At 68.1% G+C, this 25,891-nt stretch carries 13 protein-coding genes and 1 pseudogene; 11 read left to right on the top strand and 3 right to left on the bottom strand.

What is annotated here, in order from left to right:
- Positions 1-37: 37 nt before the first annotated feature.
- Positions 38-1,423 carry an amidase gene (locus tag Ato02nite_RS35930; RefSeq protein ID WP_213011146.1) on the bottom strand — a complete coding sequence of 462 codons (1,386 nt, stop codon included), beginning with the start codon at positions 1,421-1,423 and terminating at the stop codon, positions 38-40.
- A 107-nt stretch (positions 1,424-1,530) separates the two neighbouring features.
- On the opposite strand from Ato02nite_RS35930, the gene Ato02nite_RS35925 reads away from it, so the two are divergent.
- Entirely contained in the window at positions 1,531-3,300 is a 1,770-nt protein-coding gene (locus tag Ato02nite_RS35925) for an FAD-binding dehydrogenase (RefSeq protein WP_213011145.1), read from the top strand.
- On the opposite strand, the gene Ato02nite_RS35920 is transcribed toward Ato02nite_RS35925, so the two are convergent.
- Positions 3,301-3,927 carry a TetR/AcrR family transcriptional regulator gene (locus Ato02nite_RS35920; RefSeq protein ID WP_213011144.1) on the bottom strand — a complete coding sequence of 209 codons (627 nt, stop codon included), beginning with the start codon at positions 3,925-3,927 and terminating at the stop codon, positions 3,301-3,303.
- 73 nt (positions 3,928-4,000) lie between these two features.
- Positions 4,001-5,671 carry a glycoside hydrolase family 43 protein gene (locus tag Ato02nite_RS35915; protein WP_213011143.1) on the bottom strand — a complete coding sequence of 557 codons (1,671 nt, stop codon included), beginning with the start codon at positions 5,669-5,671 and terminating at the stop codon, positions 4,001-4,003.
- A gap of 542 nt (positions 5,672-6,213) precedes the next feature.
- Here Ato02nite_RS35915 and gmd point away from each other — a divergent pair.
- The 10 genes and pseudogenes from gmd (at position 6,214) to Ato02nite_RS35865 (ending at position 25,859) form a co-directional block, all read left to right on the top strand.
- Positions 6,214-7,239: a GDP-mannose 4,6-dehydratase gene (gene gmd / locus Ato02nite_RS35910; protein WP_213011142.1), complete on the top strand. Its 1,026-nt coding sequence runs from the start codon at positions 6,214-6,216 to the stop codon at positions 7,237-7,239.
- Positions 7,240-7,282: 43 nt separating this feature from the next.
- On the top strand, positions 7,283-8,725 hold the full coding sequence (locus Ato02nite_RS35905; protein ID WP_213011141.1) for a flippase: 1,443 nt from the start codon (positions 7,283-7,285) through the stop codon (positions 8,723-8,725).
- Between the two features lie 97 nt (positions 8,726-8,822).
- A complete protein-coding gene (locus tag Ato02nite_RS35900; protein WP_213011140.1) occupies positions 8,823-10,298 on the top strand; it encodes an O-antigen ligase family protein in 1,476 nt (491 codons plus the stop codon).
- Positions 10,295-11,413: a glycosyltransferase family 4 protein gene (locus tag Ato02nite_RS35895; protein ID WP_213011139.1), complete on the top strand. Its 1,119-nt coding sequence runs from the start codon at positions 10,295-10,297 to the stop codon at positions 11,411-11,413. The genes Ato02nite_RS35900 and Ato02nite_RS35895 overlap by 4 nt, the downstream gene beginning before the upstream one ends.
- 39 nt (positions 11,414-11,452) lie before the next feature.
- Positions 11,453-12,610: a glycosyltransferase family 4 protein gene (locus Ato02nite_RS35890; protein ID WP_213011138.1), complete on the top strand. Its 1,158-nt coding sequence runs from the start codon at positions 11,453-11,455 to the stop codon at positions 12,608-12,610.
- Positions 12,607-13,530 carry a GDP-mannose 4,6-dehydratase gene (locus Ato02nite_RS35885; RefSeq protein WP_213011137.1) on the top strand — a complete coding sequence of 308 codons (924 nt, stop codon included), beginning with the start codon at positions 12,607-12,609 and terminating at the stop codon, positions 13,528-13,530. Before Ato02nite_RS35890 ends, Ato02nite_RS35885 begins: the two co-directional genes overlap by 4 nt.
- A gap of 260 nt (positions 13,531-13,790) precedes the next feature.
- The gene (locus Ato02nite_RS35880) at positions 13,791-17,627 is read left to right on the top strand and encodes a LamG domain-containing protein (protein WP_213011136.1); all 3,837 of its coding nucleotides are present in this window, start codon (positions 13,791-13,793) and stop codon (positions 17,625-17,627) included.
- Positions 17,628-17,654: 27 nt separating this feature from the next.
- Positions 17,655-24,179: a polymorphic toxin-type HINT domain-containing protein gene (locus tag Ato02nite_RS35875; protein ID WP_213011135.1), complete on the top strand. Its 6,525-nt coding sequence runs from the start codon at positions 17,655-17,657 to the stop codon at positions 24,177-24,179.
- A 5-nt stretch (positions 24,180-24,184) separates the two neighbouring features.
- Positions 24,185-24,586 (top strand): hypothetical protein, encoded by a 402-nt coding sequence (locus Ato02nite_RS35870; RefSeq protein ID WP_213011134.1) that lies wholly within the window; start codon positions 24,185-24,187, stop codon positions 24,584-24,586.
- Between the two features lie 241 nt (positions 24,587-24,827).
- Positions 24,828-25,859 (top strand): annotated as a pseudogene (locus tag Ato02nite_RS35865) (IS110 family transposase).
- Positions 25,860-25,891: the final 32 nt, after the last annotated feature.

The raw sequence follows: 25,891 nt of genomic DNA, 5'->3' as shown, positions 1-25,891 counted from the left end.
ATGCGCCCGCGGTGGCTGGTGGGCGCTGTGGGTGGATCTAGGTCAGCAGGGGTGGGGGTACTCGGTCTACCCAGGCGGTCTGGTGCTCCCAGGCCAGGGCCAGCTCCAGCAGGGAGCGGTCGTCGTGGTTGCGGCCTATCACCTGCAGGCCGATCGGCAGGCCGTCGGTGCTGAAGCCGGCCGGCATCGCCAGGGCCGGGGCGTTGATCAGGGTGGCCAGGGTGCTGACCTCCATCCAGCGGTGGTAGGACGACATCTCTACCTCGCCGATGCGGGATGGCCAGTGCGAACCCGCGTCGAACGGCATTACCTGGGCGGTCGGGAGCACCGCGTAGTCGTACGTCTCGAAAAGCTTGCGGAATGCCTGGTACAGGGCGCTGCGCCGGACCGAACCCGCTAGCACGTCGGCTGCGGTCAGGCCACGGGCGCCGTCCAGCTCGTACACAAGCTCGGGTTTGAGGGTTTCGATGGGTGCGGGAGCGTCCGAGCCGGCCAGCCAGTGCCGCAGCGTCAGCCACGTCGGCCAGAGGTCCTCGAGCGGGAAGTCGGGGAGGGCCTCGGTGACGGTGATGCCCAGGCCGGCGAAATCGGACAGCGCGGCCCGGGTCACCTGCAGCACCGCAGGTTCCATCGGGAGGTAGCCGCCGAGGTCGCCGAGCCAGGCCACCTTCCGCCCGCGGACGTCGGCGGACAGCGACGTGAAGGACGCGTCGGGCAGGGACAGCGGCGCGCGGGGGTGGTAGCCGGACATCGTCTGCAGCAGGGCCGCCAGGTCGGTCGCGGTGCGGGCGATCGGGCCCTCCACGCCGGACTGGGCCACGAAGACCTCGTCGGCGATGCTCGGCACCCGGCCCACCGACGGGCGCAGGCCGAGCACGTTGTTCCAGCCGGGCGGGTTGCGCAGCGAGCCCATGAAGTCGCTGCCGTCGGCCACCGGCAGCATCCGCAACGCCACCGCGACCGCCGCGCCGCCGCTGCTGCCGCCGGCCGAACGGGTCTGGTCGTAGGCGTTCAGCGTGGTGCCGTAGACGTTGTTGTAGGTGTGCGAGCCGAGCCCGAACTCGGGCACATTGGTCTTGCCGATGACGATGGCGCCGGCCGCGCGGATCCGGGCGACGTGCAGTGAGTCGGCGACGGCCGGCGGTGGGTCGCGGAAGAAGCCGGCGCTGGTCGGCAGGCCGGCCGCGTCGGCGAGGTCTTTCACCGCGAACGGGAAGCCGTGCATCCAGCCGGTGGGCTCGGCCTGGTCGGCGGCGGCGGCCGCGCGCAGCAGAGAAGAGCGCGGCCGCAGGGCGACGATCGCGTTCACCGACGGGTTGAGGCGCTCGATCTGGTCCAGGTAGGCGGTCATCACCTCGACGCAGCTGACGTCCTTGCGGCGGATGGCCGCGGACAGCTCGGTGGCGCTCCAGTTCACGATCATGTCCGGACGCTACAACGAGTCGGCCCCGGCTTGGCGATCGGCGACTATCGCCGCGATCGATCGAACTGCTTCCATGTGGTCCACGTCACCGGCCCCCGGGAGGGCACATGGAGTCAGGTATCAGTCGTCGCCGAGCACTGGCGGTCGCCGGTGGTGCGGTGGCCGCGACCGCCGTCGCCCAGGTCGCGTCGCCCGCCTTCGGGGCCGCGGCCGCCTACGACGCCGACGCGATCGTCGTCGGTGGTGGGCTGGCGGGGCTGGTCGCCACGTCCGAGCTGGTCGCGGCCGGGCGCAAGGTGCTGCTGCTCGACCAGGAACCGGAGGCCGGCCTCGGCGGGCAGGCGTTCTGGTCGTTCGGCGGGCTGTTCCTGGTGGACTCCGCCGAGCAGCGGCTGATGGGCATCAAGGACTCGGTCGACCTGGCCTGGCAGGACTGGCAGGGCACGGCCGGGTTCGACCGCGGGGTGGACGATCCGGCCGGCCAGGACTACTGGGCGGCCAAGTGGGCGCGAGCGTACGTGGAGTTCGCGGCCGGTGAGAAGCGGTCCTGGCTGTCCGGTCTCGGTGTGCAGTGGTTCCCGATCGTCGGCTGGGCGGAGCGCGGCGGGGGACTGGCCACCGGACACGGCAACTCGGTGCCCCGCTTCCACGTGACGTGGGGCACCGGGCCGGCCGTCATGGAACCGTTCGAGAAGAAGGTCCGCGCCGGGGTGGCCGCCGGGAAGGTGGTCTTCAAGTTCCGGCACCGGGTGGACGAGGTGGTCAAGACCGGTGGAGCGGTCACCGGCGTACGCGGAGCGATCCTCGAACCCAGCACCGCCGCACGCGGCACGCCCAGCTCGCGCACCGCGGTCGGCAGTTTCGAACTGCGCGCCCCCGTCGTGATCGTGACGTCCGGCGGTATCGGCGCCAACCACGACCTGATCCGGCAGAACTGGCCGGCCCGCCTGGGCAAGGCCCCCACCAAGATGATCACCGGCGTGCCGGCCCACGTGGACGGCCGGATGCTGGCGATCACCCAGACGGCCGGCGGCCGGATCGTCAACCCCGACCGGATGTGGCACTACACCGAGGGCATCAAGAACTACGCGCCGATCTGGCCCAACCACGGCATCCGGATCCTGCCCGGACCGTCCTCGATGTGGCTCGACGCGAAGGGCAAGCGGTTCAGCGCCCCCGACTTCCCCGGTTACGACACCTTGCACACGCTCGGCACGATCACCGGGACCGGCTACGACTACTCCTGGTTCGTCGCCACCCAGGAGATCGTGGACGCCGAGTTCGCGCTTTCCGGCTCCGAGCAGAACCCGGATCTCACCAACAAGAACGTCTGGCAGCTGCTGTCCCGCATCTGGCAGACGCCCGAACCGGTGCAGAAATTCGAGAAGTACGGCGAGGACTTCGTGGTCGCCAACACGCTGCCCGAGCTGGTCGCCGGGATGAACCGGATCACCGGCACCAACCTGATCGACCTGGACGACCTGAAGCGGCAGATCGACGCCCGGGACCGCGAGATCACCAACACGTACAGCAAGGACGCCCAGGTGATGGGCATCCGCAACGCGCTGTCCTACATCGGCGACTCACTCAGCCGCACCGCCGACGCGCACAAGCTGCTCGACTCGAGCAAGGGGCCGCTGGTCGCGGTGCGCCTCAACATCCTCACCCGCAAGACCCTCGGCGGCCTGCAGACCAACCTGCAGGGCCAGGTGCTGGATGCTTCCGGCGCGGCGATCCCCGGCCTCTACGCGGCCGGCGAGGTCGCCGGTTTCGGCGGCGGCGGGGTGCATGGCTACCGCTCCTTGGAGGGTACGTTCCTGGGCGGTTGCCTCTTCTCGGGTCGCCAGGCGGGTCGCGCCGCCGCGGCCGCGTTGTAGTCAGCGCTGCCTGAGCCCGTCGAGGAGCGCCGCGAATCCCCAGCGCAGGCGCTCCTCGCCGGTTCCGGAGAACAGCTCGTCGCGGACCGTGTGGATGTGCGGATAGCCGGCCGGGTCGGCATCGCGGACCGCGGCCACCTGCCCGCGGTCGTCGTCGCCGGCGCCGTGCTCGGCGGCCGCCGCGGTGGCCTGCTGCAGAAGCAGGTCGACACCCCAGGCGGCCGCGCGCGGCGGTACGCCGAGGTCGTGCAGGCGGCCCAGCACGACGTCGATCAACCGCAGGTAGCGTGGGCCGGCCGGGCGCAGCGTCAGCACCGACCGGGCCAGCGCGGGCTGCCCGAGCAGCAGCTCGGTGTAGCCGACCAGCAGGTCGATCAGCTCCAGCTCGAGGTCGAGGCCGGCGAGCAGCTCGTCGAGCAGGGCTCCGTGCAGCTCGGCCATGTTCTCGACGTAGACGTAGAGCGACGCCGGGCCGGTGTCCAGCTCGGCGGCCAGCCGCCGCATGGTGGCCTTCTCGAGGCCCTCGGCGCGCATGATCCGCAGCCCCACCTCGACGATGCCGGCCCTGCTCAGCGGCGGTTTCGCCGGACGGTCACGGCGGCTGACGGGCTCCGGGCGCGGGGTCACCGGGTGATGGTAACGAACGTGTTCGGTTAAATACCCGGGCCGGGCGCACCCTGCCCGGCCCGGGCACCCCTCTTCACCCAGAGGTCTTGTAGGTGGCGCGGTCGAAGTCGGCGAAACCGCCCTCGCGCCCCAGGTCCTGCACCCACAGGCCGACGAAGGCCCCGGTGAAGCCCCACGCCTCGGGCTCGCCGTCGACGACGCTGGCCGCGTACTCGTCCGACAGCGTGGTGGCGTCGAACGCCGGTCCGAGGTCCTCCCACTTCGGCTCGGCGCCGGGCTCCGTCGCGTACGCGAAGGTCAGCTCGGGCCCGTCGAAGCGCAGGCGCAGCGCCAGGCGGGACACACCGCTCAGGTCGCGGCGCACGTCCGGGACCACCCGGACCTTGCCGCTGTCGCAGGCGAGGATGCCCAGCACCGGCGTGCCGTCGTCCTCGGCCGTGACGTACAGGTAATACCAGTTCCGGGTGTTGTAGTAGCCGGTTATTCCGGCGAGCTGCCGGTAGTTGCGGGGCTGGAACTCCATCACCGCGTCGAAGGTGAGCCGGCGCGCGGTCACCCGGCGGGCGACCAGGCTCGGCCGCAGCCGGGTCATCGGCGACTGCCCGCCGTAGACGCGCAGGTGGGACGGCCGCTCGGTGAGCGACACCCAGTCGGGCGTGGCCGGGCGGCGCAGCGTCGACCAGTTGACGCCCAGCTTCTCGGCGTCGAAGTCGTCGTCCTCGGCATCCTCCGTCGAAACCGGGCGACCGGCCGGCACGGCCACGCCGAGCGGGGCCGGCACGATGTCGGCCGGGACGCCGCCGGCGATCCGCGGCCAGCCGTCCTCGGTCCAGGTGACCTCCTGGATCGCCGACTCGCGGCCCAGCACGCAGCGGCCGAGCGTGGAGTACGGCCGGCCGACGAGGTGCGCCAGATACCACTGACCGGCCGGGGTCTCGACCAGGCTGCCGTGACCGGCCTTCTGCAGGGTCAGCTCGGGGTGCCCGTTCGAGGTGAGCAGCGGGCCGGCCGGGTCCGCCTCGTACGGTCCGAGGAGGTCCTTCGACCGGGCGACCGTGACCTGGTGCGTCCAGCTGGTGCCGCCCTCGGCGGTGACCAGGTAATACCAGCCGTCCTTGCGGTACAGGTTGGGTGCCTCGGTGACCCGCGCCTCGGTGCCCTTGAAGATCATGTGCTCGGCGCCGGTCAGCGTCTTCGTCGCGCGGTCGTAGCGCTGGATCGAGATGCCGCCGAAGCGGTTCCGGCCCGGGCGCCAGTCGGCGACCATCGACAGCATGTAGGTCTCGCCGTCCTCGTCGTGGAACAGGGAGGCGTCGAAGCCGCGACCGTGCAGCACCACCGGGTCGGACCACGGACCGGTTATCTCCTTGGCGGTCGTCAAGTAGTTCTGCGGGTCCCAGTAACCGCCCGCGAACGTCGAGACGTCGGTGTAGAGCAGGTGGAACTCGCCGTGCGCGAAGGTCAGGCTGGGCGCCCACACGCCGCCGGAGTCGCCGGCCCCGGTGAGGTCGAGCAGCCGGGTCTCGCCGAGGGCACCGCCCAGCGGGCGCCAGTCGACCAGGTTGGTCGAGTGGTGCAGCCGCACGCCGGGAAACCACTCGAACGTCGAGGTGGCGATGTAGTAGTCGGAGCCGACCCGCAGGATCGAGGGGTCGGGGTGGAACCCGGTCAGCACGGGGTTGGTGATGGCCCGGCCGGCCACGCCCTCCGCTTGACCGGCGGTCGCGGTCTCGGTGCTCGTCATGCCTTCAGAACTCCCGGCGTCGCGGTTCGTAAGTTCCGTGACTCTATCGCAAGTTCCGTTTGGACAAGGGGTGAGTTTCGGCGCCATCCGACGACCGATCGCCGGAACTCCTCGGTCACCCGCTTGTGAGGTTTGTCACCCAAAGGTGAATCGGGGCGTACGGGGCAACCGGGCGGTCGCCTCCGCCCGAGGTCCGGGGCCTGCGGCGGCGCGGATTCGGACAATATGCCGACCGGGACCGGGAAGCCGGGCCTGTTCCATTTCGGCATGCGTGCCGGTAAATACGTAAACCGAATAATACGGACGAGTAGCCCGAACCCCACCCCGCCCGGGGTGGCTCCGGACGCGTTCGGTCACAGCCCGGATTGTCCCGCTCACTCGTGGCGTGATCGAGGTCAGGAACTGCACAAACCGGTACGGCAGCCCGTCGGGACCCGGGTAGATGGGATCACAGACTTCGCGTAGCATGACCGCGCCTTGCCGTGCCAATGGCGGGGCCGCAATTCGAGGAATTGAACCGACCGGACGGAGAACCAGCGGGGATGGCACCAGTGCAGAAGCGGGCCCTGATTACCGGCATCACGGGCCAGGACGGGCTCTATCTCGCCGAGCTTCTGGTCGGTAAGGGATATCAGGTTTTCGGATTGATCCGAGGGCAGAACAACCCCAAGCGGGAAATGGTCGAGCAATTGCTCCCGGCCGTTGAGCTGCTCGAAGGCGATCTCGGCGACATGACCTCGTTGGTCGAGGCTGTCAATTACTGCCAGCCGGACGAGGTCTACAACCTCGCTGCCATTTCGTTCGTTGCGTTCTCGTTCAAGCAGCCGGAACACACCGGAAACATTACCGGGCTAGGGGCACTGCGCCTGCTCGACGCGATCCGCATCGTGGACGAGGGCAAGGGCCGGATCCGCTATTACCAGGCGTCGACGAGTGAGCTCTTCGGCAAGGTCCGGGAGACCCCGCAGACCGAGCTGACCCCGTTCCACCCGCGCAGCCCGTACGGCGTGGCCAAGGCCTACGCGCACCACATGACGGTCAACTACCGCGAGTCGTACAACCTGCACGCCTCCTGCGGCATCCTGTTCAACCACGAATCCCCTCGTCGTGGCCACGAGTTCGTGACCCGGAAGATCACCAGCGCGGTGGCTCGGATCAAGCTGGGGCTGCAGGATTCGCTCTCGCTCGGCAACCTCGACTCGAAGCGGGACTGGGGTTTCGCCGGCGACTACGTCCGCGGCATGTGGGCGATGCTCCAGCAGGACGAGCCGGACGACTACGTGCTGGCGACCGGGGAGACCCACTCGATCGGCGAGTTCCTCGACCTCGCTTTCGCGGCGGTCGGCATCGAGGACTGGAAGCCCTACGTCAAGCAGGACCAGCGATTCATGCGGCCGGCCGAGGTCGACCTCCTGCACGGCGACCCGACCAAGGCCAAGAAGGTCCTGGGCTGGGAGCCCGAGGTCTCATTCCCGCAACTCGTGGAAATGATGGTCGAGAACGACCTGCAGATCGAGAGCACCCGGATTCCGCGACAGTTCGTGCCGCCAACCAGCCTCGTTCGGTGAGGTCGATGTTCGCCGTCGGCACCTCTTTCCACCGCATCACCGCATGAGCCAGAACCGGCGAATCCTGAAGAACGCGGCCGCGTTGTACGTGGCCGAGTTCGTCGCCCGCGCGACGCTGCTGATCCAGTTGGTCCTGGTGGCCCGGACGCTCGGCAGCGGGGAGTACGGCAAGCAGGCTCTCGTCCTGTCGGTTATGGCAATTGCCGCGAACCTGACGGACTTCGGCTTCAGCACCCTCGGTGTCAAATTGATCGCCGCCGAACCGCAGTCGATCAATCGCATCGGTTCCGGGATGCTGGTCATCAAGGTCGCGGTGGGTTTCCTGTCGAGCCTGGCCATCATCGCGGTAGTGCTGGTATCGCACATGCCGGCCGACCTCACCTGGATGTACATCCTCAGCGCCCTGACGCTGATCACGACCGCGTACACGACGAGCATGTCCTCGATCTTCCGCGGATACGAGATCATGCAGTACGACGCGTACGGCCGGATCGGCATCGCGTTCCTGACCACCGGTCTGGGTGCGCTGCTGCTGGCGCTGGGCTACGGCATCGTGGTCATCGTCGCGATGACATCCGCCCTGACCATCGTCAATGCGCTGTACATGAAGGCGGTTAACAGCTACCGGAAGCTCTTCCACTTCCAGTGGCCCGCGTCCAACCAGGAGTACACCAACCTCCTGAAGCTGGCTCTGCCGTTCGCCTCGCTGGCGGTGCTGGTGGCCATCAGCTACCGGGTGGACACCCTGATCCTGGGACTGTTCGAGACGACGGACGTGGTCGGCGAATATTCGGCCGCGTACCGGATCTTCGAGCTCTTCCTGATCGTGCCGGCCATCTTCGCCGGCGTGCTGTTGCCGGCGACCTCGGCCCGTCTGCACTCGGACAAGGCCGCGGCGCACGCGCTGACCATGCGGGCGGTCAAGTACTTCAGCTACCTGTGCTTCCCGCTGGCGGTCGGGCTGTCGTTACTGGCCGCTCAGGTCATCACGCTGTTCTACGGCAGCAAGTACCCGGACAGCATTCTGGTCCTGCAATTGATGAGCTTCAGCCTGATTCCGACGTTCATCGCGCACATCACCGCCAATATCTTCCACGCCAGCACCCGGCCGCAGCTCAACACTTACATCGCGTTGCTCAGCGTGGTCTTCAACGTTTCCGTCAATTTCCTCCTCATCCCGATGTTCGGCCTGGCCGGGGCGGCGATCACCAGTGTCGCCACCCAACTGATCGTTCTCGTGATCGGCACGATAATGATCAATCGCCACGTCTTCGAGCTCCCGTACTGGCGCGTCCTGTGGCGCCCGATATTGGCGAGCCTGGTCATGGCGGCCAGCATGCTGTTCTATCGGAGCATTTGGCTAGTGCCCGTCTACATCGCTGTGTATGTGGTCGCCCTGTACGCCTTGCGCGGGTTCTCCGAGCAGGACAAGGAAGTCCTGCGGGCGGCGCTGCCCTTGCGCCGGAGCGGAGCTGCGGCGAGATGATTGGACTGCAGTGTTGAAATCAATGGTGCGAGAGCTTCGCTCGGCGGTTCCAACCTCGGGGCGCAGTCGGTCGGCGATCATTTCCGACGCACTGTTCGTGGCCGGTCTCGTACTGACCGCGGTGATCATGTCCTGGGACCGGGTGCCGCACTTCGCGACGAGCTTCCCCTACGTCTCGCTGGTCGACAGCCGCGGGCTCGCGCCGCAGGAACTGCTCGCGTTCCTGCTGTTGTTGCAGCGCGGTCTGGTCATGGCCTGGGATCGGCTTCGGAAGAAGGGCGGGGCCTGGCCGAGCACCGGCATCGCCCTGGCGTTCGGCCTGCTGGCCGTCGCCGTCGGGGTGGCCGCCCTGACCGCCTTCAACTTCAAGGTCGCGGTCCTGGCGTCGTTGATCTTCTGCTTCGCACTCGGGCGGGGCTGGCTGCTGGCGCAGTACATTCGCGAACGCGAACTCAAGATGTTCGAGAACGTCGTGCTGTGGGTGCTGGTCGTGGTGCTGGCGCTCGGCTACTTCCAGTTCATCGGTGACGCCTACGGCCTCTCCCAGTCCTGGACGCAGCTCCTCCCGCAGTACAACAGCTCCACCGGCGCCTACCCGTTCCCGCGGGTGCAGTCGTTCTCGCTCGAGCCGCTCTATCTGGGTCACTGGATGTTCCTGCCGCTCGGCATCCTGCTGACCCGGTACTGGCGCACCCGGAAGGCCTCGATCTTCGAGCAGGTTCTGCTGGTGCTGGCTCTCGCCCTGTTCCTGCTCACGCTGTCCCGGGGCGCCATCGCGGGGCTGGGGCTGGCCGTCCTCGTGCTGATCGCCGTCGGCCGGGCCTGGCGTCCCCTGCTCTTCCTGGTGCGCACCGGCGTGCTGACCCTGCTGGTGGTGGCCGGGATGCTGCTGCTCGCCAGCGCCCAGCACAACGCCCGCCTGGCCGAGACGGCCCCGTCGGCCACCGCGCCGGACGCGTCGTCGCCCTCCTCCGCACCGTCCACCCCCGTGGGCGAGCCGGTGAAGCCGGGCGTGGTCGGCTCGTTCACCGGGCACGCCATGGACGTGAACGACCCGTCGGCCCAGACCCGGTACGAGCTCTGGCCCGCGACCGTCGACATCATCAAGGAGCACCTGTTCACCGGCGTCGGGTTCAACAACGCGCGCCTGCTGCTGCATGACGGCACCTCGACCTCGTCGCCGGCCGAGGCGAACGCATTGCAGCCGGTGAACAACGACTACCTGACCTTCCTCAGCGAGCTGGGTCTGGTCGGCGTCCTGCTGGCGCTGCCCCTTCTCTGGCTCATCCTGCGGGCGCTGTGGGGTGTCGTGCGGACCCGGCTCGACCATCCGTCCAGCCCGTACGCGTTCGCCCTGGTGGGCATGGCCGTCGAGGCCAACTTCTTCCAGTCGTTCTCGCTGCTGCGCACCTGGGTGGTCATCGGGCTGCTGATCGCCGGGGCGCGGCTGGTGCGGGAGCAGCAGGCTCGGTCCCGGCGCACGGATGACCTGGCCCAGACCGTCGTCCTCAACCCGGCGCTGGAAGAGACCGCAATCCTCAACCTCGGATCGGCTGGGTCGAAGACCGCATGAGAATCGTGATCGACGGGCGAATGCTGTCCTGGACCGGCATCGGCCGGTACACCGCCGCTCTGCTGGAGGGGCTGGAGGCGATCGACCGCACCAACGAGTACGTGGTTCTGATGCGCCAGGACGACTGGGCGCGGTGGAAGCCGCAGGAGGCCAACTTCCGGCGGGTCGAGTGCAACATCGACCCGTACTCGCCGGCCGAGCAGACCACGCTGCCCAAGGTTCTCCGCGACCTGGCGCCGGACGTCGTGCACTTCGTGACCCCCAACGCGGCCGCCCTCTACCGGGGCACCAAGGTGGTCACGGTCCACGACCTCACCCTGCTGGACTTCGACACCAGCCGGGGATCGCTGCCGAAGCGTCTCGCCGGCAAGGCCAAGCGTCTCCCGTTCCGCCTGATCTTCCAGCGGCAACTGGCCACCGCCACGCGCATCGTGACGGACACCGGTTACGTCCGGGACCAGCTGATCGAACGCTTCGGTCTCGACCCGGCCAAGGTCTCGGCCGTGTGGATCGCCGCCGATTCGGCCGAGCTGACCGAGGCCCGGGAGGAGACTCTCGACGGTGTGTCGGCGTCGGACTCGCTCATTCTCTACGTCGGCAACTACTTCCCGTACAAGAATGTCCGGGTCCTGATCGAGGCCCTGGCCCTCGTGGCGCGCAGCCGGCCGGACGTGAAGCTGGTGCTGGCCGGTAAGGCCGGCGATTACCAGGAGGGCCTGCTCGCGCTGGCGGAGTCGCTGAACGTGGCCGACCGGGTCGTCATGCCCGGCTTCATCAGCGACGGCCAGCTCACCTGGCTTTACCGGAACTCCGCGATGTACGTCTACCCGTCGCTGTCCGAGGGATTCGGGTTGCAGGGCCTGGAGGCCATGGCGCAGGGCCTGCCGGTCGTCTCCTCGACCGCGACCTGCCTGCCCGAGGTGTACGGGGACGCGGCTGTGTACTTCGACCCGCACGCGGCCGGGGATCTGGCGCAGAAGATCGCCGAACTGCTGTCGAGGCCGGAACTCGCGGCCGAGATGGCAGCCCGGGGACGCGCGCGCCTGCCGCTGTTCTCGTGGCGGGCGACCGCGGAGGCGACCCACCAGATCTACCTGGATGCTGCTCAGCAGTAGGCGTCACACCATCAACAGATACGACAGGGAGGCCGTTCAGTGGCGCCGTTGAGAGTGTTCATCGAGGGAACGCCCCTCTTCCGCCAGCGCACGGGCGTGGGCCAGTACACGAAGAACCTGCTCGAAGCCCTTTTCCGGCTGGACGAGGAAAATCACTACACGATCTTCTCGTTCGCCTTCCTGGGGAAGGGAACGGACGTCCGGCCCATCCCGGAGTCTCCTCGGCTCAGTTACCGCTTCATCCGGTACATGCACCTGAAGATGTTCAACGCGGTCGTCCGCAAGGTGACGTCACCGCCGATCGACGTCATGCTGGGCAGCAAGCCCGATCTGTTCCTGTTCCCCAATTTCGTGCGCTACCCGCTCCCGATGGGCAGCCGCGCGGTCGCGATCATCTACGACCTCTCCTTCGTGCTGCACCCCGAGCACGTGGCCCGGCGCAATCGCGAGTTCCTCACCCGGTACGTGCCGCTGACCATCGAGAAGTCCGAGCACATCGTCACGATCTCGGAGAACTCCAAGCGGGAGATCATCGAGTTCTACGGGACCGATCCGGACAAGATCTCGATCGTCAGCCCGGCCATCGACCACAGCTTCTTCTACCCGCGCCCCGTGAACGAGGTCGACGCGGTAGCCGCGAAGTACAAGATCACCAAGCCCTACATCCTGTATGCGGGGACGCTGGAGCCGAGGAAGAACATCCGGAGCATCCTGGACGCCTACGCGAAGTTGCCGGCCGAGGTGCGCGAGACGCACTCCCTGGTGCTCGCGGGCGGCAAGGGCTGGCTCGACCAGGACATCAAGAACCGGCTCGACGAGCTGCAGCACATGGACATCATCACCACCGGTTACGTCCCGGACGAGGATCTCCCGGCGCTGTACAGCGGCGCGACCGTGTTCGTGTACCCGTCGTTGTACGAGGGGTACGGAATGCCGCCCCTGGAGGCCATGGCGTGCAACACTCCGGTTATCGTGGCGAACAACTCCTCCCTGCCCGAGGTCGTCGGCGACGCCGGCGTGCTGGTCGACGCCTATGACGTCGACTCCCTGGTGATGTATTTGGAGAAGGTCCTCGGTGATCCGGCTCTGGCCGCCGAGCTGCGCCGCCGGGGCCTGGAACGCGCGCGGACCTCGAACTGGGACGAGAGCGCGAGACGACTTCTGGCCGTGATCAACAAGTACGGTGCGCCGCAATGACGGCGCTGGTGACGGGGGCCACCGGGTTCGCCGGCGCCCACCTCATGGCGGCGCTCCGGCAGGCGGGTGAGGCGGAGGCCTACGGCACCTCCCTGTCGGGAAGCGCGGACGGCCATATCCGGCAGACCGACCTCACCGATTACGACGCGGTGGTCGCCCTGCTGGACGAACTCCGGCCGGAGACCATCTTCCACCTGGCCGCCTTCGCCTCACCGGCACTGTCGTTCAAGGAACCGGTGGTGGCGGTGACGTCCACCCTGGCGATGCAGATCAACCTGTTCCAGGCCTGCCTCGCCCTGCGCATCAAGCCGCGCATCGTGGTGGTCAGCAGCGGTCAGATCTACGGCATGACCGACGCCGCGCGGCTGCCGCTGGACGAGTCCACGCCGCTCGACCTCCCGAGCCCGTACGCGGTGGCCAAGGTGGGCCAGGAGAACCTGGTCTCGATGTACGCGAAGCTGGGCGTCGAATCCGTCATCGCCCGGCCCTTCAACCACATCGGACCGGGCCAGCAACCGGGTTACCTGGTCGCCGACCTCACCAAGCAGATCGCCGAGCTGGAGCGCGACGGCGGAGAGGTGCTGCGGGTCGGCAACCTGAGCTCCAAACGCGACTTCACCGACGTCCGGGACGTCGTGCGGGCCTACATCCTGCTGGCGGCCAAGGGCACGGTCGGCGAGGTCTACAACGTCTGCACCGGCCGGTCCCGGTCCGGGCAGGAGATCCTGGACCTGCTGCTGACGGCATCGGAGGCCCGGATCCGGACGGAGCCGGACCCGGCCCGCATGCGGCCGGCCGACGTCCCCGATCTGCGCGGGGACGCCACCAAGATCCGGCTGGACACCGGCTGGGTCCCGGAGATCCCGATCGAGCAGACGCTGTCGGACACACTCGCCTACTGGCGCGCCCAGCCGGCCTGACCGATGCATGTCTAATTAGACATTGACTGAGTTGATCACTCCGCTCTAGCGTACATACACGTACTTGATCGAGCGGGGCCGATCGGGTGCCGATGCTGTTTGCCGCAGTGGGTTTCCCCGTGTCCACATAGTCTGCTTGAGGCTTCACGGGGGAGCACTCGGTGTTATCGGCGCATGCCCGAATTGCGGGCTTAATCGTCCTGTCCACATTTTCTACCGTTCTCGTCGGCACCATTCTGTCGTCGCCCGCGCAAGCCGCGGTGTGTCCGGAAGCGGTCGCGGCCGACGAGCTCGCCGCCCAGAAGCTCGCTATCCGTTGCGATGTGCCGGTCGAGGTGCTGTCCGAGGCTGACGAGACGACGAAGGTCACGGCCTTGCCGTCCGGCAACTTCGTCCTGGAGGCGTTCGCCGAGCCGCAGCGGGTCCAGCGGGGCGGCCGGTGGATCGCCGTGGACACCCGGCTTCAGCTCGCCGCTGACGGCAAGTTCCGCCCGCAGGCGGCCGCCGACGTGGCGTTCTCGGCCGGCGGGTCGGGCCCGTTCGCCACCTATCGGGGTGCCGGCGCCGAGTTCTCCCTGTCCTGGCCGACGCCTCTGCCGGCCGGGGTGCCGGCCGGCGACACGGTCACCTACCCCAACGTCTATCCCGACGTCGACCTGGTCGTCCGCGCGGCGGCCGGTGGTTTCTCGCACACGCTGGTGGTGCGGACGGCCGCGGCGGCCGGCAACCCGGCCGTGCGCGAGTCGCGGTATCTGGTCGGTGGCACGGCCGGCGTGACCGAGTCGGCCGGTGTCCTGACCATCGCCGGCCCGTCCGGCCGGCTGGCCCGGTCGGCGCGGGCAACGGCGTGGGACTCGCGGGCGAAAGCCAATGTACGGACCCCGGGCGACGCGGCCCGGCCGCGCGACGTCAAGGTTTCGCTGACCGGCCGGACGCTGACGGTCAAGGCCGATCCGGCGCTGTTCGCCGGGAAACCGGCCTACCCGATCTACATCGACCCGACCTACTCGAGCGCCTACGCCAAGTGGGCGCCGCTGAACGACAGCAACCCGGACACCAGCTGGACGTCGGGCAGCGCCTGGCCGCGGGAGGACATCCGGGTCGGCTCCAACTACGACAACAACGGTGACCTCTGGCGCGCGGTCACCCAGTTCAACGTCACCGCGCTCAAGGGCAAGCGGGTGATCAACACGCCGAGCGTCGAGGCGTACGCCACCCACAGCGCGTCCTGCGCGGGTGAGTCGCTGACGCTGTGGCACACCGGCACGATCGACGGGCACACCCCGACCTGGGACGGTATGTCCGGTCAGTGGCTGGACAGCCTGCAGACGGTGACGGTCAAGGCGAACGGCAGCAGCTGCGGTCAGAACCCGAACTGGGTCAAGTTCACCACCGACGTCAAGACCAAGCTGCAGTCGGTCGCGGACGCGAACGGGGCCGCCATCGGCTTCGGTTTCCGGGTGCCGACCGAGAGCGGCGGCAACTGGATCAAGCTCAAGCCCGGTGACGTGAAACTGCTCGCCGAGTACCAGTCGAAGCCGTCCAGTCCGGTGGCCACCCGCACCAGCCCGGGCGGTAACTGCTCCGCTTCGCCGGGGCCGTGGATCAACGACAACACCCCGCTGCTGTACGGCAAGGCGGCCGACGCCGACGGCACGGTGCGGGTCAAGTTCGGCGTGACCGGGCCGACCACCAGCACGTACACCTCCGGTTTCGTCGCCGCCAACACCGAGGCGGGCTGGACCACCGGCAACCTGAACGACGGCGCCTACAACTGGCACGTCCTCGGCACCGACAACGTCGACTCGACCGGCTGGTCGGGCACCTGCTACTTCCGGGTCGACGCCACCAAACCGACAGCGCCGTACGTCCGGCGCACCTCCACGGGCGCGCCGAAGGAGGGTGACACCGTCACCCTCGAGTTCTCGTCCTCCGATGCCGGTTCGGGTATGCAGCGTTTCGCGTACGGGATCGGGGTCGACGCCGAGCAGGCCTCAGTGACCTCGACCGGCACCGCGAGCATCAGCTTCGCGGTCGCGGCCGGGCGCACCAGCGTGTACGTGTGGGCGCGGGACAACGCCGGCAACATCTCCGACCGCACCGAGTTCAACTTCTTCACGGGGCGGATCACCGCCGCTGAACCGGTCGCCGCGTACCGGTTCAACGAGGACGCGCGGGACGATTCCGGCGCCGGCCATGATCTCACCCTGCATGGAGACGCGACCTTCGGGCCGGACCGCGCCGGTCACCCGACTGCGGCCCTCGGGGTTACCGGCGCGGGGTGCACGGGCACCGGCGGGGTGGTCCGCAGCGACGGCGAATTCACCATCGCCGGCTGGGCAAAGCTCCACGACAAGAGCAATTACCGCACCCTTGCGGCGATCACCGGCAACCGGATGGTCAGCCTGATGATCGAATACAACCCGTTACTGGACAGATGGGAGGTCTCGTACACCACGGCGGACTCCGACTCGCCGGGCTGGCTGAACGCCATCGCCCCGTCCAGCCCACCGTTGAACACCTGGCAGCACCTCGCTATGACCGCCGACCCGGTCGCGAAGCTGGTGCGTCTTTACGTCAACGGAACACTCGCGGCCGAAGCGGCCGCGCCGAACGGCTTCTGGAACGGTAACGGCCTCCGGATCGGCTGCGCCGGCAGCTCCACCGGCTTCGGCGGCTACGAGATGAACGGCGAGATCGACAACGTGGGTGTGTGGCAGGGGCTGCTCTCGGAGGAGCAGATCCGCCGGGCCGCCACCGAGCTGCCCGCGGGGCCGGCCGCCGCTTTCGAATTCAAGCAGGATGAGGAGCGGCCCGCCGGAACCAACCTGGTCGTCGCGGACAACCCGGCTACTGTCCGGGACGGCGCGACCTACACCGACGACCAGTTCGGCCACACCAACTCGGCGCTCGACATGAACCACACCGCCGACCAGTGTGTCCGCACCTCCCGTTCGGTGATTCACACCGACGAGTCGTTCAGCGTCGCGGTCTGGGGCCGGATCACCAGCGGCGACGCCCAGTTCCAGACCTTCGTCAGCCAGGAAGGTCAGCACATCGGTTCCTGGTATCTAGGCGCCCGCGATGGCCGTTTCTCCTTTCACCTGAAGAACGGCGACAGCAACGACAGCACCGCGTACAACGCCTATACCGCAGAGGGTTCGTTCGCCGCGAACGTCGGCAAGTGGATCCACCTTGCCGCGGTCTACGACGCGACCAGCCGGACGATGGCGTTGTACTTCGACGGCAAGCTGGTCACCCGGATCGGCGCCCCCGCCCTCTGGGACGCCACCGGCCCGCTGGTGATCGGCTGCTCGAAGTTCAACGACGGCCCGGCCGACCTGGTCGCCGGCGCCATCTCCGACGTGCAGGTGTGGCGTGGCGCGTTGACCGACGCGGATATCGCGGCGGTGCGCGGTAACAAGAGGCCGGTGAAACTGGAGGGCCGTTGGCCGTTCGACGGTCCGAGTTCCGACGAGCCGACCTACCTGCAGGACCTGTCCGGTAACCACCGTGACCTCACCATCGCGGGCGAGTACGGATGGGGCGATGACCGGGGCAACACCCCGGACAGCTCGCTGAGCCTCGACCTGACCGGCAATTCGTGTGCCGCGTCGTCCGGGCCGGCGGTCCGCACCGACGGCTCTTTCACGGTCGCGACCTGGGTGCTGCTCGACGAACTCGGTGGCACCCGCACTCTGCTGGCCCAGTCCGGTGCGGCCGGGCAGGCCTTCCGGCTCGAGTACGACGGCACGGCGGCCCGCTGGCGGTTCGTGATGCCACACAGCGACGGGAGCACGACGCTCTCCGAAGTGCGTTCCGACGCAGCGGCGGAGCCAGGCGCGTGGACCCATCTCGCGGCGACCTACGACCTCGGGACGAACTCGCTTCGCCTGTACGTGAACGGTGTCCGTCAAGGCGCAGCCGATGTCGCTGGGCCGCCCGTGACCTGGCACGCGGACGGCCCGCTGACCATCGGCTGTGCCGCCACCAAGGGTGGCCAGTTGTCCGGCTATCTCGGCGGCCTCATTGACGACACCCGGATCTGGACCAATGCCGTCGAGGGCGACATCGTCGCCAACCTCGCCTCGGCCTGACCGCGCGACGATCTGACGGAGTCTTCGATGTCACAGCAGCGAAACGTCTTCTCCCCGGCCCGTCGCCGACTGGCCTTGAGTGTGTCGGCCCTGATGGCAACGTCTTTCCTCATCTACCACTGGGTGGCGCCGGAGCTGTCCGGCAGCCGCGCGGTGGATCAGGTGGCCGCGACCGATGCCCACACGGCCCGGACCACGGTGGTGCCGCTGGCCGATGACGGCGGCCACTGGACCGGCTCCACCGCGGGCTGGCCGGCAACGGGATCGGTGGATCTCAGTCTGGCCTCCGCCAACCGGCGGTCGGCTACCGGGAAGGCCGGGGCCATGAAGGTCACGGTTGCGGCGGTGCCGGGCAAGAAGACCCCCGATCGCGTATGGGTGTCGACGTTGCCCCAGGAGCAGTCCACCAGCCTGGGCCTGAGCGGTCCGGCCCTCACGATCACCGCGGACGGGCCGGGCGAGGTCGACGCCTCGTTGGGCTACGACGAGTTCGCCGGCCTGTACGGCGGTGACTGGGCCAGCCGGCTCGGCCTGGTCACCCTGCCGGGCTGTGCGCTCAGCACGCCGGAGCGCTCCGACTGCCAGGCAACCACGCCGGTCGGTACCGAGCGCGACGCCGGCACGTCCACGCTGTCGGCCACGCTGTCGGTGTCGGCCGCCACCACGCTGGTGGCCGTGGCCGCCACCGACGAGTCGGGCGAGGGCGACTACAAGGCCAGTGACCTGCAGGCGTCCGGCAGTTGGTCGGCCGGCGACAGTTCGGGCGCGTTCACCTACACCAACGCGATCCGGCTGCCACCGGCCGAAGGCCCGACCCCGGAGATCGCGCTCAACTACTCCTCGCAGATGGTCGACGGGCGCACCGCGGGCCGTAACAACCAGGCGTCCTGGGCCGGCGACGGCTGGGACTACTCGCCCGGTTTCGTCGAGCGCACCTACGCCACCTGCTCGGAGGACCTGGACAAGGTCGCCGACAAGGACCCCAACAACAAGGACTCCAAGACCGCCGACCAGTGCTGGAAGGGGACCTCCCCGAACATCACGGTCTCGCTCGGCGGCGCCAACGTCGGCCTGGTCAAGGACGACGCGACCGGAGCCTGGCGCCCGGCGCAGGACGGCAACTGGAAGGTTGAGTTCGCCGGTGCGGCCGCCACCAAGGACGCCGCCACCACCGAGCGCTGGGTTATCACCACCCCGGACGGCACCAAGAACTACTTCGCCGCCGAGCCGGGCACCGCCAACTCGCGCTGGACCGTGCCGGTCTTCGGCAACCACGACGGCGAGTCCTGCCACGCGACGGCGTTCAAGGACTCGTCGTGCGCCCAGGCCTGGCGCTGGCTGCTGGACAAGCAGGTCGACACCGACGGCAACATGACCCGCTACTACTACACCAAGGAGACCGGCCACTACGGCGCCGCCGGGGCCAAGGACAACCGGGTCGCGTTCGACCGGGGCGGCAACCTCGACCGCATCGAGTACGGCTTGAACACCGCCTACTCCGACGTCGCGGCCACCGCGCGGGTCGTGTTCAGCACCGCCGACCGCTGCTTCGCGACCTCCTGCTACACCGACGGCAAGCCGGTCACCGCGAACTGGCCGGACGTGCCCTGGGACCGGGAGTGCGCGGCCGAACCCTGCACCGACAAGCTCGCGCCCACGTTCTTCTCGATCAAAAGACTGACCAAGATCCAGACCGAGGTACGGTCGGGGACGGCGTTCTCGCCGGTCGAGTCGTGGACGCTCGACCACGAGTTCAAGGCACCCAAGGCGGCCCACTCGGCGTCGCTGTGGCTGAAGCAGATCACCCATGCCGGTCTGGTCGGCGGCACCATCACCGACCCGCCGGTGGTCTTCACCGGTGTCGAGCTGACCAACCAGGTGAACGCGATCGCCGGCGCCCAGCTGTTCTCCCGCTGGCGAGTCCAGAATGTTCGCACCGAGTCCGGCGCCGACATCACGGTCAGCTATTCCGCCCCGGACTGCGACTACGGCGATCTGCCCACCCCGCAGAGCAATGCCCGGCTCTGCTACCCGGTGTACTGGACGCCGGAGGGCTACTACGAGCCCACCATGGACTGGTTCCGTAAGTACGTGGTCACCGAGATCACCCAGTCCGAGCGGACCGCCAACCAGCCGCCGATCCTGACCCGCTACCAGTACTCCGCCGACGGCGGCGGCACCACGGTTCTGTGGGGCTGGGATGACGCCGAGCTGACCAAGAAGAAGTACCGCACCTACAGCCAGTGGCGCGGCTATACCCAGGTCACCACGCTGGTCGGGCAGACCGACACCGGCAAGGTACTGGCCACGCGCAAGCGCTTCTACCGCGGCCTCGACGACCAGCCACTGCCCGACGGCACCAAGCGCAATGTTCAGGTCACCGACAGCACCGGTGCCACGTACGCCGACCACCAGGCCCTGGCCGGCTCCACCCTGGAGGAGACCAGCCTCGACGGCAGCGCGGTGGCGGAAACGTCGATCACCGCGTACTGGATCAAGAAAACCGCCGAGCGGGACCGCACCGGCGGAAGTGACCAGGCATTCCGGATCGCGCCCAGCGTGCAGCGGGCCCGGAAGCTGATCGCCGCAGGGGTCTGGCGGCAGACCGAGGTGCGCACCGACTACAACGACGAGGGCCTGGCCGAGACGTCGAACGACCTCGGCGACACGGCAAAGGCAGGCGACGAGAAGTGCACCCGTTATACGTACGTCGGAAGTAGTGACCCGTGGTTGCGCGGCCTCGTGTCCCGCACCGAGACGGTGGCCAAGGCCTGCACCGAGACGGCCTCGCGGCCCGCGGACGTCGTCTCGGACGTCAGGACGTTCTACGACGGTTCCGACACGTTCGGCGCGGCACCCACCAAGGGCCACCCGACCAGGGAAGACACGCTGAGCAACGGGTCCACCTACGCGACCACGTCCGGCACCGGTTACGACGCCCTCGGTCGCGTCACCAGCGCCACCGATGCGCTCGGCAAGGTCACCACCACGGCGTACGTGCCGGCCGGCCCCGGCCCGGTCACCCAGACCACCACCGTCAACCCGCTCGGTCACAAGATCGTCACCGACCAGAACCCGGCTTGGGCCGAACCCGCCTCGATTCTCGACGCCAACAACAAACGCACCGACCTGACCCACGACGCCGTGGGCCGGCTCGCCAAGGTGTGGTTGCCCGGTCGGGCCAAGGCCACCGCCACCCCCAACCTGGAGTTCGGCTACCTGGTCCGCAACGACGGCCCGCTCGCCGTCACCACCAAGCGGCTCGGCCCGAACAGCAACTACGTCACCGAGATCGGCCTGTTCGACTCGCTCTACCGCTCGGTGCAGACCCAGGAGGATGCGCTCGGCGGCGCCCGCCTGGTCACCACTACCGGTTACAACGACCGCGGCCAGGTCGACTACGAGTCGGACCAGAACTACTTCTCCGGCTCGCCCGGGAACGCTCTGGTGGAGGTCACGCCGGGGGAGGACCGCAACCGCACGGTCTCGACCTACGACCGGCTCGGCCGGGTGGTCGAGGAGGCTCTCTGGTCGCACAACACGCGCAAGTGGGCGACCACCACCGCTTACGGCGGCAACGCGGCGGGCTGGCAGACGGCGGTGACCCCGCCGGCCGGGGGCACCCCGACCGTCGAGATCGAGAACGCCGACGGCGATGTCGTCGAGAAGCGGGAGTTCCACGGGGCGGCGCCCACCGGCGACTACGACGCCACGACGTACACGTACACCCCGCGCGGTGACCTGGCCACGGTGGCCAAGGGCGAGTTCACCTGGAAGTACGAGTACGACCTGCGCGGCCGCGAGGTCAAGACGACCGACCCGGACAAGGGCGCCACGACGGTCGAGTACAACAACGCCGACGACGTGGTGAAGTCGACCGACGCCAACGGCGACGTCGTCGCCACCACGTACGACGACCTGGGCCGGCAGATCGAGCGTTACTTCAACGGTGTCAAGGCCGCGACCTGGGAGTACGACACTCTCGCCAAGGGCCAGCTGACCAAGACGACCTCGATCGTCAACGGCTACACGTTCAGTCGGCAGATCTACGAGTACAACGACGCGTATCAGGTCATCGACGACCGGTCGGTCGTTCCCGCCATGCCGGGCCTGACCGCGCTGGCCGGCACGTACACGCGGACCGGTTCGTACACGGTCAACGGTCTGCCGTGGCGTACCAGCGAGCCGAAGGTCGGCCCGATGGAGCGGGAGATCGTCACCCGCACCTACGACGACCTGGGCAACGTCGTCAAACTCGCGGGCACGTCGTCGCCATCCGGCACGGTCCGCACCTACGTCAACGCGGCCACCTTCTCGCCGTACGGGGAGACGCTGAGCCGGACCCTCGGCGCGGCCGCACCGCAGACCTACCAGACCTACACGTACGACGACGTGACCCGCCGGCTGACCGGCTTCTACTTCGATCGGGACGCCAGCGTCACCAACGTCGCCGCGCTCAAGTACTCGTACGACGACGCCGGCAACGTCCGGTCCATCGCGAACCAGCCGCAGGACGCCGACGACGCCCCGCGCGCCGGTGAGCAGGACGTGCAGTGCTTCGACTACGACTACCTGCGACGCCTCACCCAAGCCTGGTCCCAAGCGTCGGCCACCTGCGGCACCGCGGCGGCCGGCGGTAAGGCGCCGTACTGGAAATCCTGGTCCTTCGACCAGCACGGCTCGCGCGACCGGGTCACCGATCACCTGACCGGCGCGGTCTCCGACTACCACTACCAGGACGGCTCGCACGCGGCCCGCACCGTCACCACGGGTGACCAGGTCGACCACTACGACTACGACACCCGTGGCAACCTCACCTACCGCAAGGTCGGCGACCGCACCGAGACCTTCACCTGGAGCCCGCACGGCAAGCTGACGAAGATCAACGCCCCCGAGGGCGACACCACCATGGTGTACGACGTCGACGGCAACCGCATCGCCCGCGTCGACCCCAACGGTGCGGCCACCGTCTTCGTCTACGGCCATGAATACACGACCACCCCGACGTCCGGGACCACCGCGACCCGCTACTACGAGCACGCCGGCGACACGATCGCCTCCCGCACCGACTCGACCAGCAAAAAGGGCGACATCATCTGGCTGGCGTCGGATGCCCAGGACTCCGCGACCTGGGCGGTCAACGCGGTAACCCGAGTCGACACGATCAAATACAACGACCCGTACGGCAACGCCCGCTCCACCCAGGCACCGTGGCCGGCCGGCCAGAAGGGCTTCGTCGGCGGAGTGGCGGACCCGAACGGCCTGACCCTGCTGGGCGCTCGCTTCTACGACCCGCGCATCGGCGCTTTCATCTCGGTAGACCCCGAGGTCGACGAGTACGACCCACAGCGCCTGCACCCGTACGCCTACGCCAACAACAACCCGACCACCTTCGCCGACCCGGATGGCTTGTTCTGGGGCGCCCTGAAGAAGGCGGCGAGCGCGGTCGCCAGCGGCGTTTCCACCGCGGCCAAGGCCGTCGTCAACAACGCCGGCACGATCGCCACGGTCGCCGGCACGATCGCCACCGTCGCAGCCTTCCTGCCACCACCGGCCCAGGTGGTCGCGGTGGCCGCCGGTGCGGTAGCGGCGGTGGCCGGCGCGATCGACACCGCCAAGAGTTGCGCGAAGGGCGAGGCCCTCAACTGCGCGGTCGGCGTCGCCAGCCTGGTCCCGGGCGTCCGCCAGGCCAAGACAGCTGTTCGGGGGGCCGGCGCGCTCAAGGGCGTGGTGAAGACCGGAGCGCGGCAGGCCGAGCGTCGTTCGGTCAAGGAACTGGCGGAGGACGTCGGCGAATCCTGCCTGACGCCGAACAGCTTCTTGCCGGGCACCCGGGTCCTGATGGCCGACGGCAGCGCCAAGCCGATCGAGGACATCGAACTGGACGACGAGGTCGTGGCCGACGATCCGGTCACCGGTGACCAGGGCGCCCGCCCGGTGACGGCGTTGATCACCGGCCACGGCGACAAAGATCTGGTCCGGATCAGCACCGACGGCGGAACGATGACGGCCACGGACGGGCATCCGTTCTGGGTCGCCGACGAGCAGACCTGGCTTCACGCCGACCAGCTGAAGCCCGGTATGGAACTGCTGCGTCCGGACGGCACCCGGGTCACGGTCCGCGCCGTTCAGGCCTACGGCGATGTTTCCACCGTCCACAACCTCACCGTTGACGACCTGCACACGTACTATGTACTTGCTGGCGACATCCCGGTGCTTGTACACAATTGTGGCGGATACCTAGATAGATTCAGGTCATACAATCAGGGTCTCAAGCAGCGGTTCGGACTGTACCTGAAGAAAATGAATGGTGACAAGAATCGTATCCCCGTCGAAGACCGTGACGGTCGCACCTTGTACGATGTGGCGTCAAAGAACAACCGGCCTCACTTCGAGAAGAAGACCGGCCAGGAGGTCCCGGTGCCGCATCAGAAGCGGCAGCCTCGGCTCAGCAATCCGCATCCGAATTCGCCCTCGCCGTTCGGTGCCTTCGGCCCGGTTAGGGCGACGTCATGGTTGTCCCTGTTCCGTCTCTGGTGGAAGCTTAGGTGACAGTGATGCTCAGCTTCGTGGGACTTGCGCCGTGGGCTGTCGGAATCGAGGTCATCGAGTGTGATACTCCAGACGGTGTGGTCGACATGTACAACGACTCCATGCTGCTGTCTGCGACGTTTACCTGCGATTCCGTGCCCACTCTGTCATTTCTTCTCGTCGACTGTGGGAGTGGCCGAGAGTATTACCTTGAGTTTTTGGGTGTCAAGGGCCTGGTGTTCGAGCAGGATTCGTTGACTTTTGGTGCGAACCTATGGGATCCACGAACGGTTAAGACTTTCTACGGCGTAGAGCTGCCGTCGTCAGAGGATGTGAGCGCGTTGGAAATTCGAACGATCGTGGGCAATTACAACTTGCAATGCGACTCCGTTCGGTTCCGATGGGGTGGAGTCCGAAACCCGCGATGAGGCGCCGGGCGCGCTGGCCCCGTTACCTTTTTGATCGTCCCCAGCCGGGGACTGCTCGGTCGCCCGGCCCGGTATGACTTACCGCCCCTGTCGTACGGATGATCCGGGGGGTGTTGTCGCCGGGCCAGGTGGCGTCGATGGACCGCTGATAGGGACATGGCCGCCCGCAGGGTTGGGGTTGGTCTCTTCGTAACGTGGCTGCCGGCAGTCGACGCCAGATCGGCGATCGTGCCAGCGGGCGATGTCGCGGGGAGGCGATGCGGTGCACGACGACTACCAGGTGTTCCTCGATCTCGATGTCGGTAAGGACGGTCACCACGCCGTCGCTCTGGATCGGGGCGGCAAGCGGCTGCACGACGCCGCACTGGTTAACACCGAGGCGAAGCTGCGGCAGGTCTTCGGCAAACTCGCCAAGCACGGCCCGGTGCTGGTCGTAGTCGACCAGCCGGCCTCGATCGGTGCACTGCCGGTCGCTGTCGCTCGCGCCTGCGGCCTGCAGGTCGCTTACCTGCCCGGCCTGGCGATGCGCCGGATCGCCGACCTGCACCCCGGCAGCGCGAAGACCGACGCCCGCGACGCCTACGCGATCGCCGACGCGGCCCGGACCATGCCGTCCTCGAGGTGCTGTCGCGTTGCGGCGGACCAGCCGGGCTGCGCAAGGCCGGCCGCCGCAAACTGCTCTCGATCACCACCAAGAACGCGCCGCGCATGGGTGAACGCCTGATCGAGCGGATCATGACCGCGCTGGACGAGCAGACCGTCGTCGTCCCGGGCAGTGCCGCAGCCGAAACGATCCTGCCGAGGCTGGCCGACAGCCTTCGCGACGTGCTGCAACAGCGGGACCAGGTCGCCGCCGAAGTGGACAGGATGCTTGATGCGCACCCTCTTGCCGAGGTCCTGACCTCGATGCCCGGCATCGGCGTCAGGACCGCCGCGAGGATCTTGCTGGAGGTCGGTGACGGCACTTCGTTCGCCACCCCGGGGCCATCTGGCCGCCTATGCCGGACTGGCGCCGGTCACCCGCCGATCCGGCAGCAGTATCCGCGGCGAGCATCCCGCCCGCGGCGGCAACAAGCAGCTCAAACGCGCATTCTTCCTCGCCGCGTTCGCCGCCCTGGCCGACCCGGTCAGCCGCGCCTAATACGACCGCCAGCGCGCCCAAGGCAAACGCCACAACGCCGCCCTCATCTACCTAGCTCGACGCCGCTGCGACGTCCTATTCGCCATGCTCCGCGACAAAACTCCCTACCAACCTCGACCAGCCCCCACTTGACCAAACCCATAGGGGGACTGTGCCACGAACGG

Source organism: Paractinoplanes toevensis (genome assembly GCF_018332695.1).
In the GTDB taxonomy this organism is placed as follows: Bacteria; Actinomycetota; Actinomycetes; order Mycobacteriales; family Micromonosporaceae; genus Actinoplanes; species Actinoplanes toevensis.
Note: the sequence above shows the minus strand (reverse complement) of the source record. Positions and strands in the feature narration are given on the sequence as shown.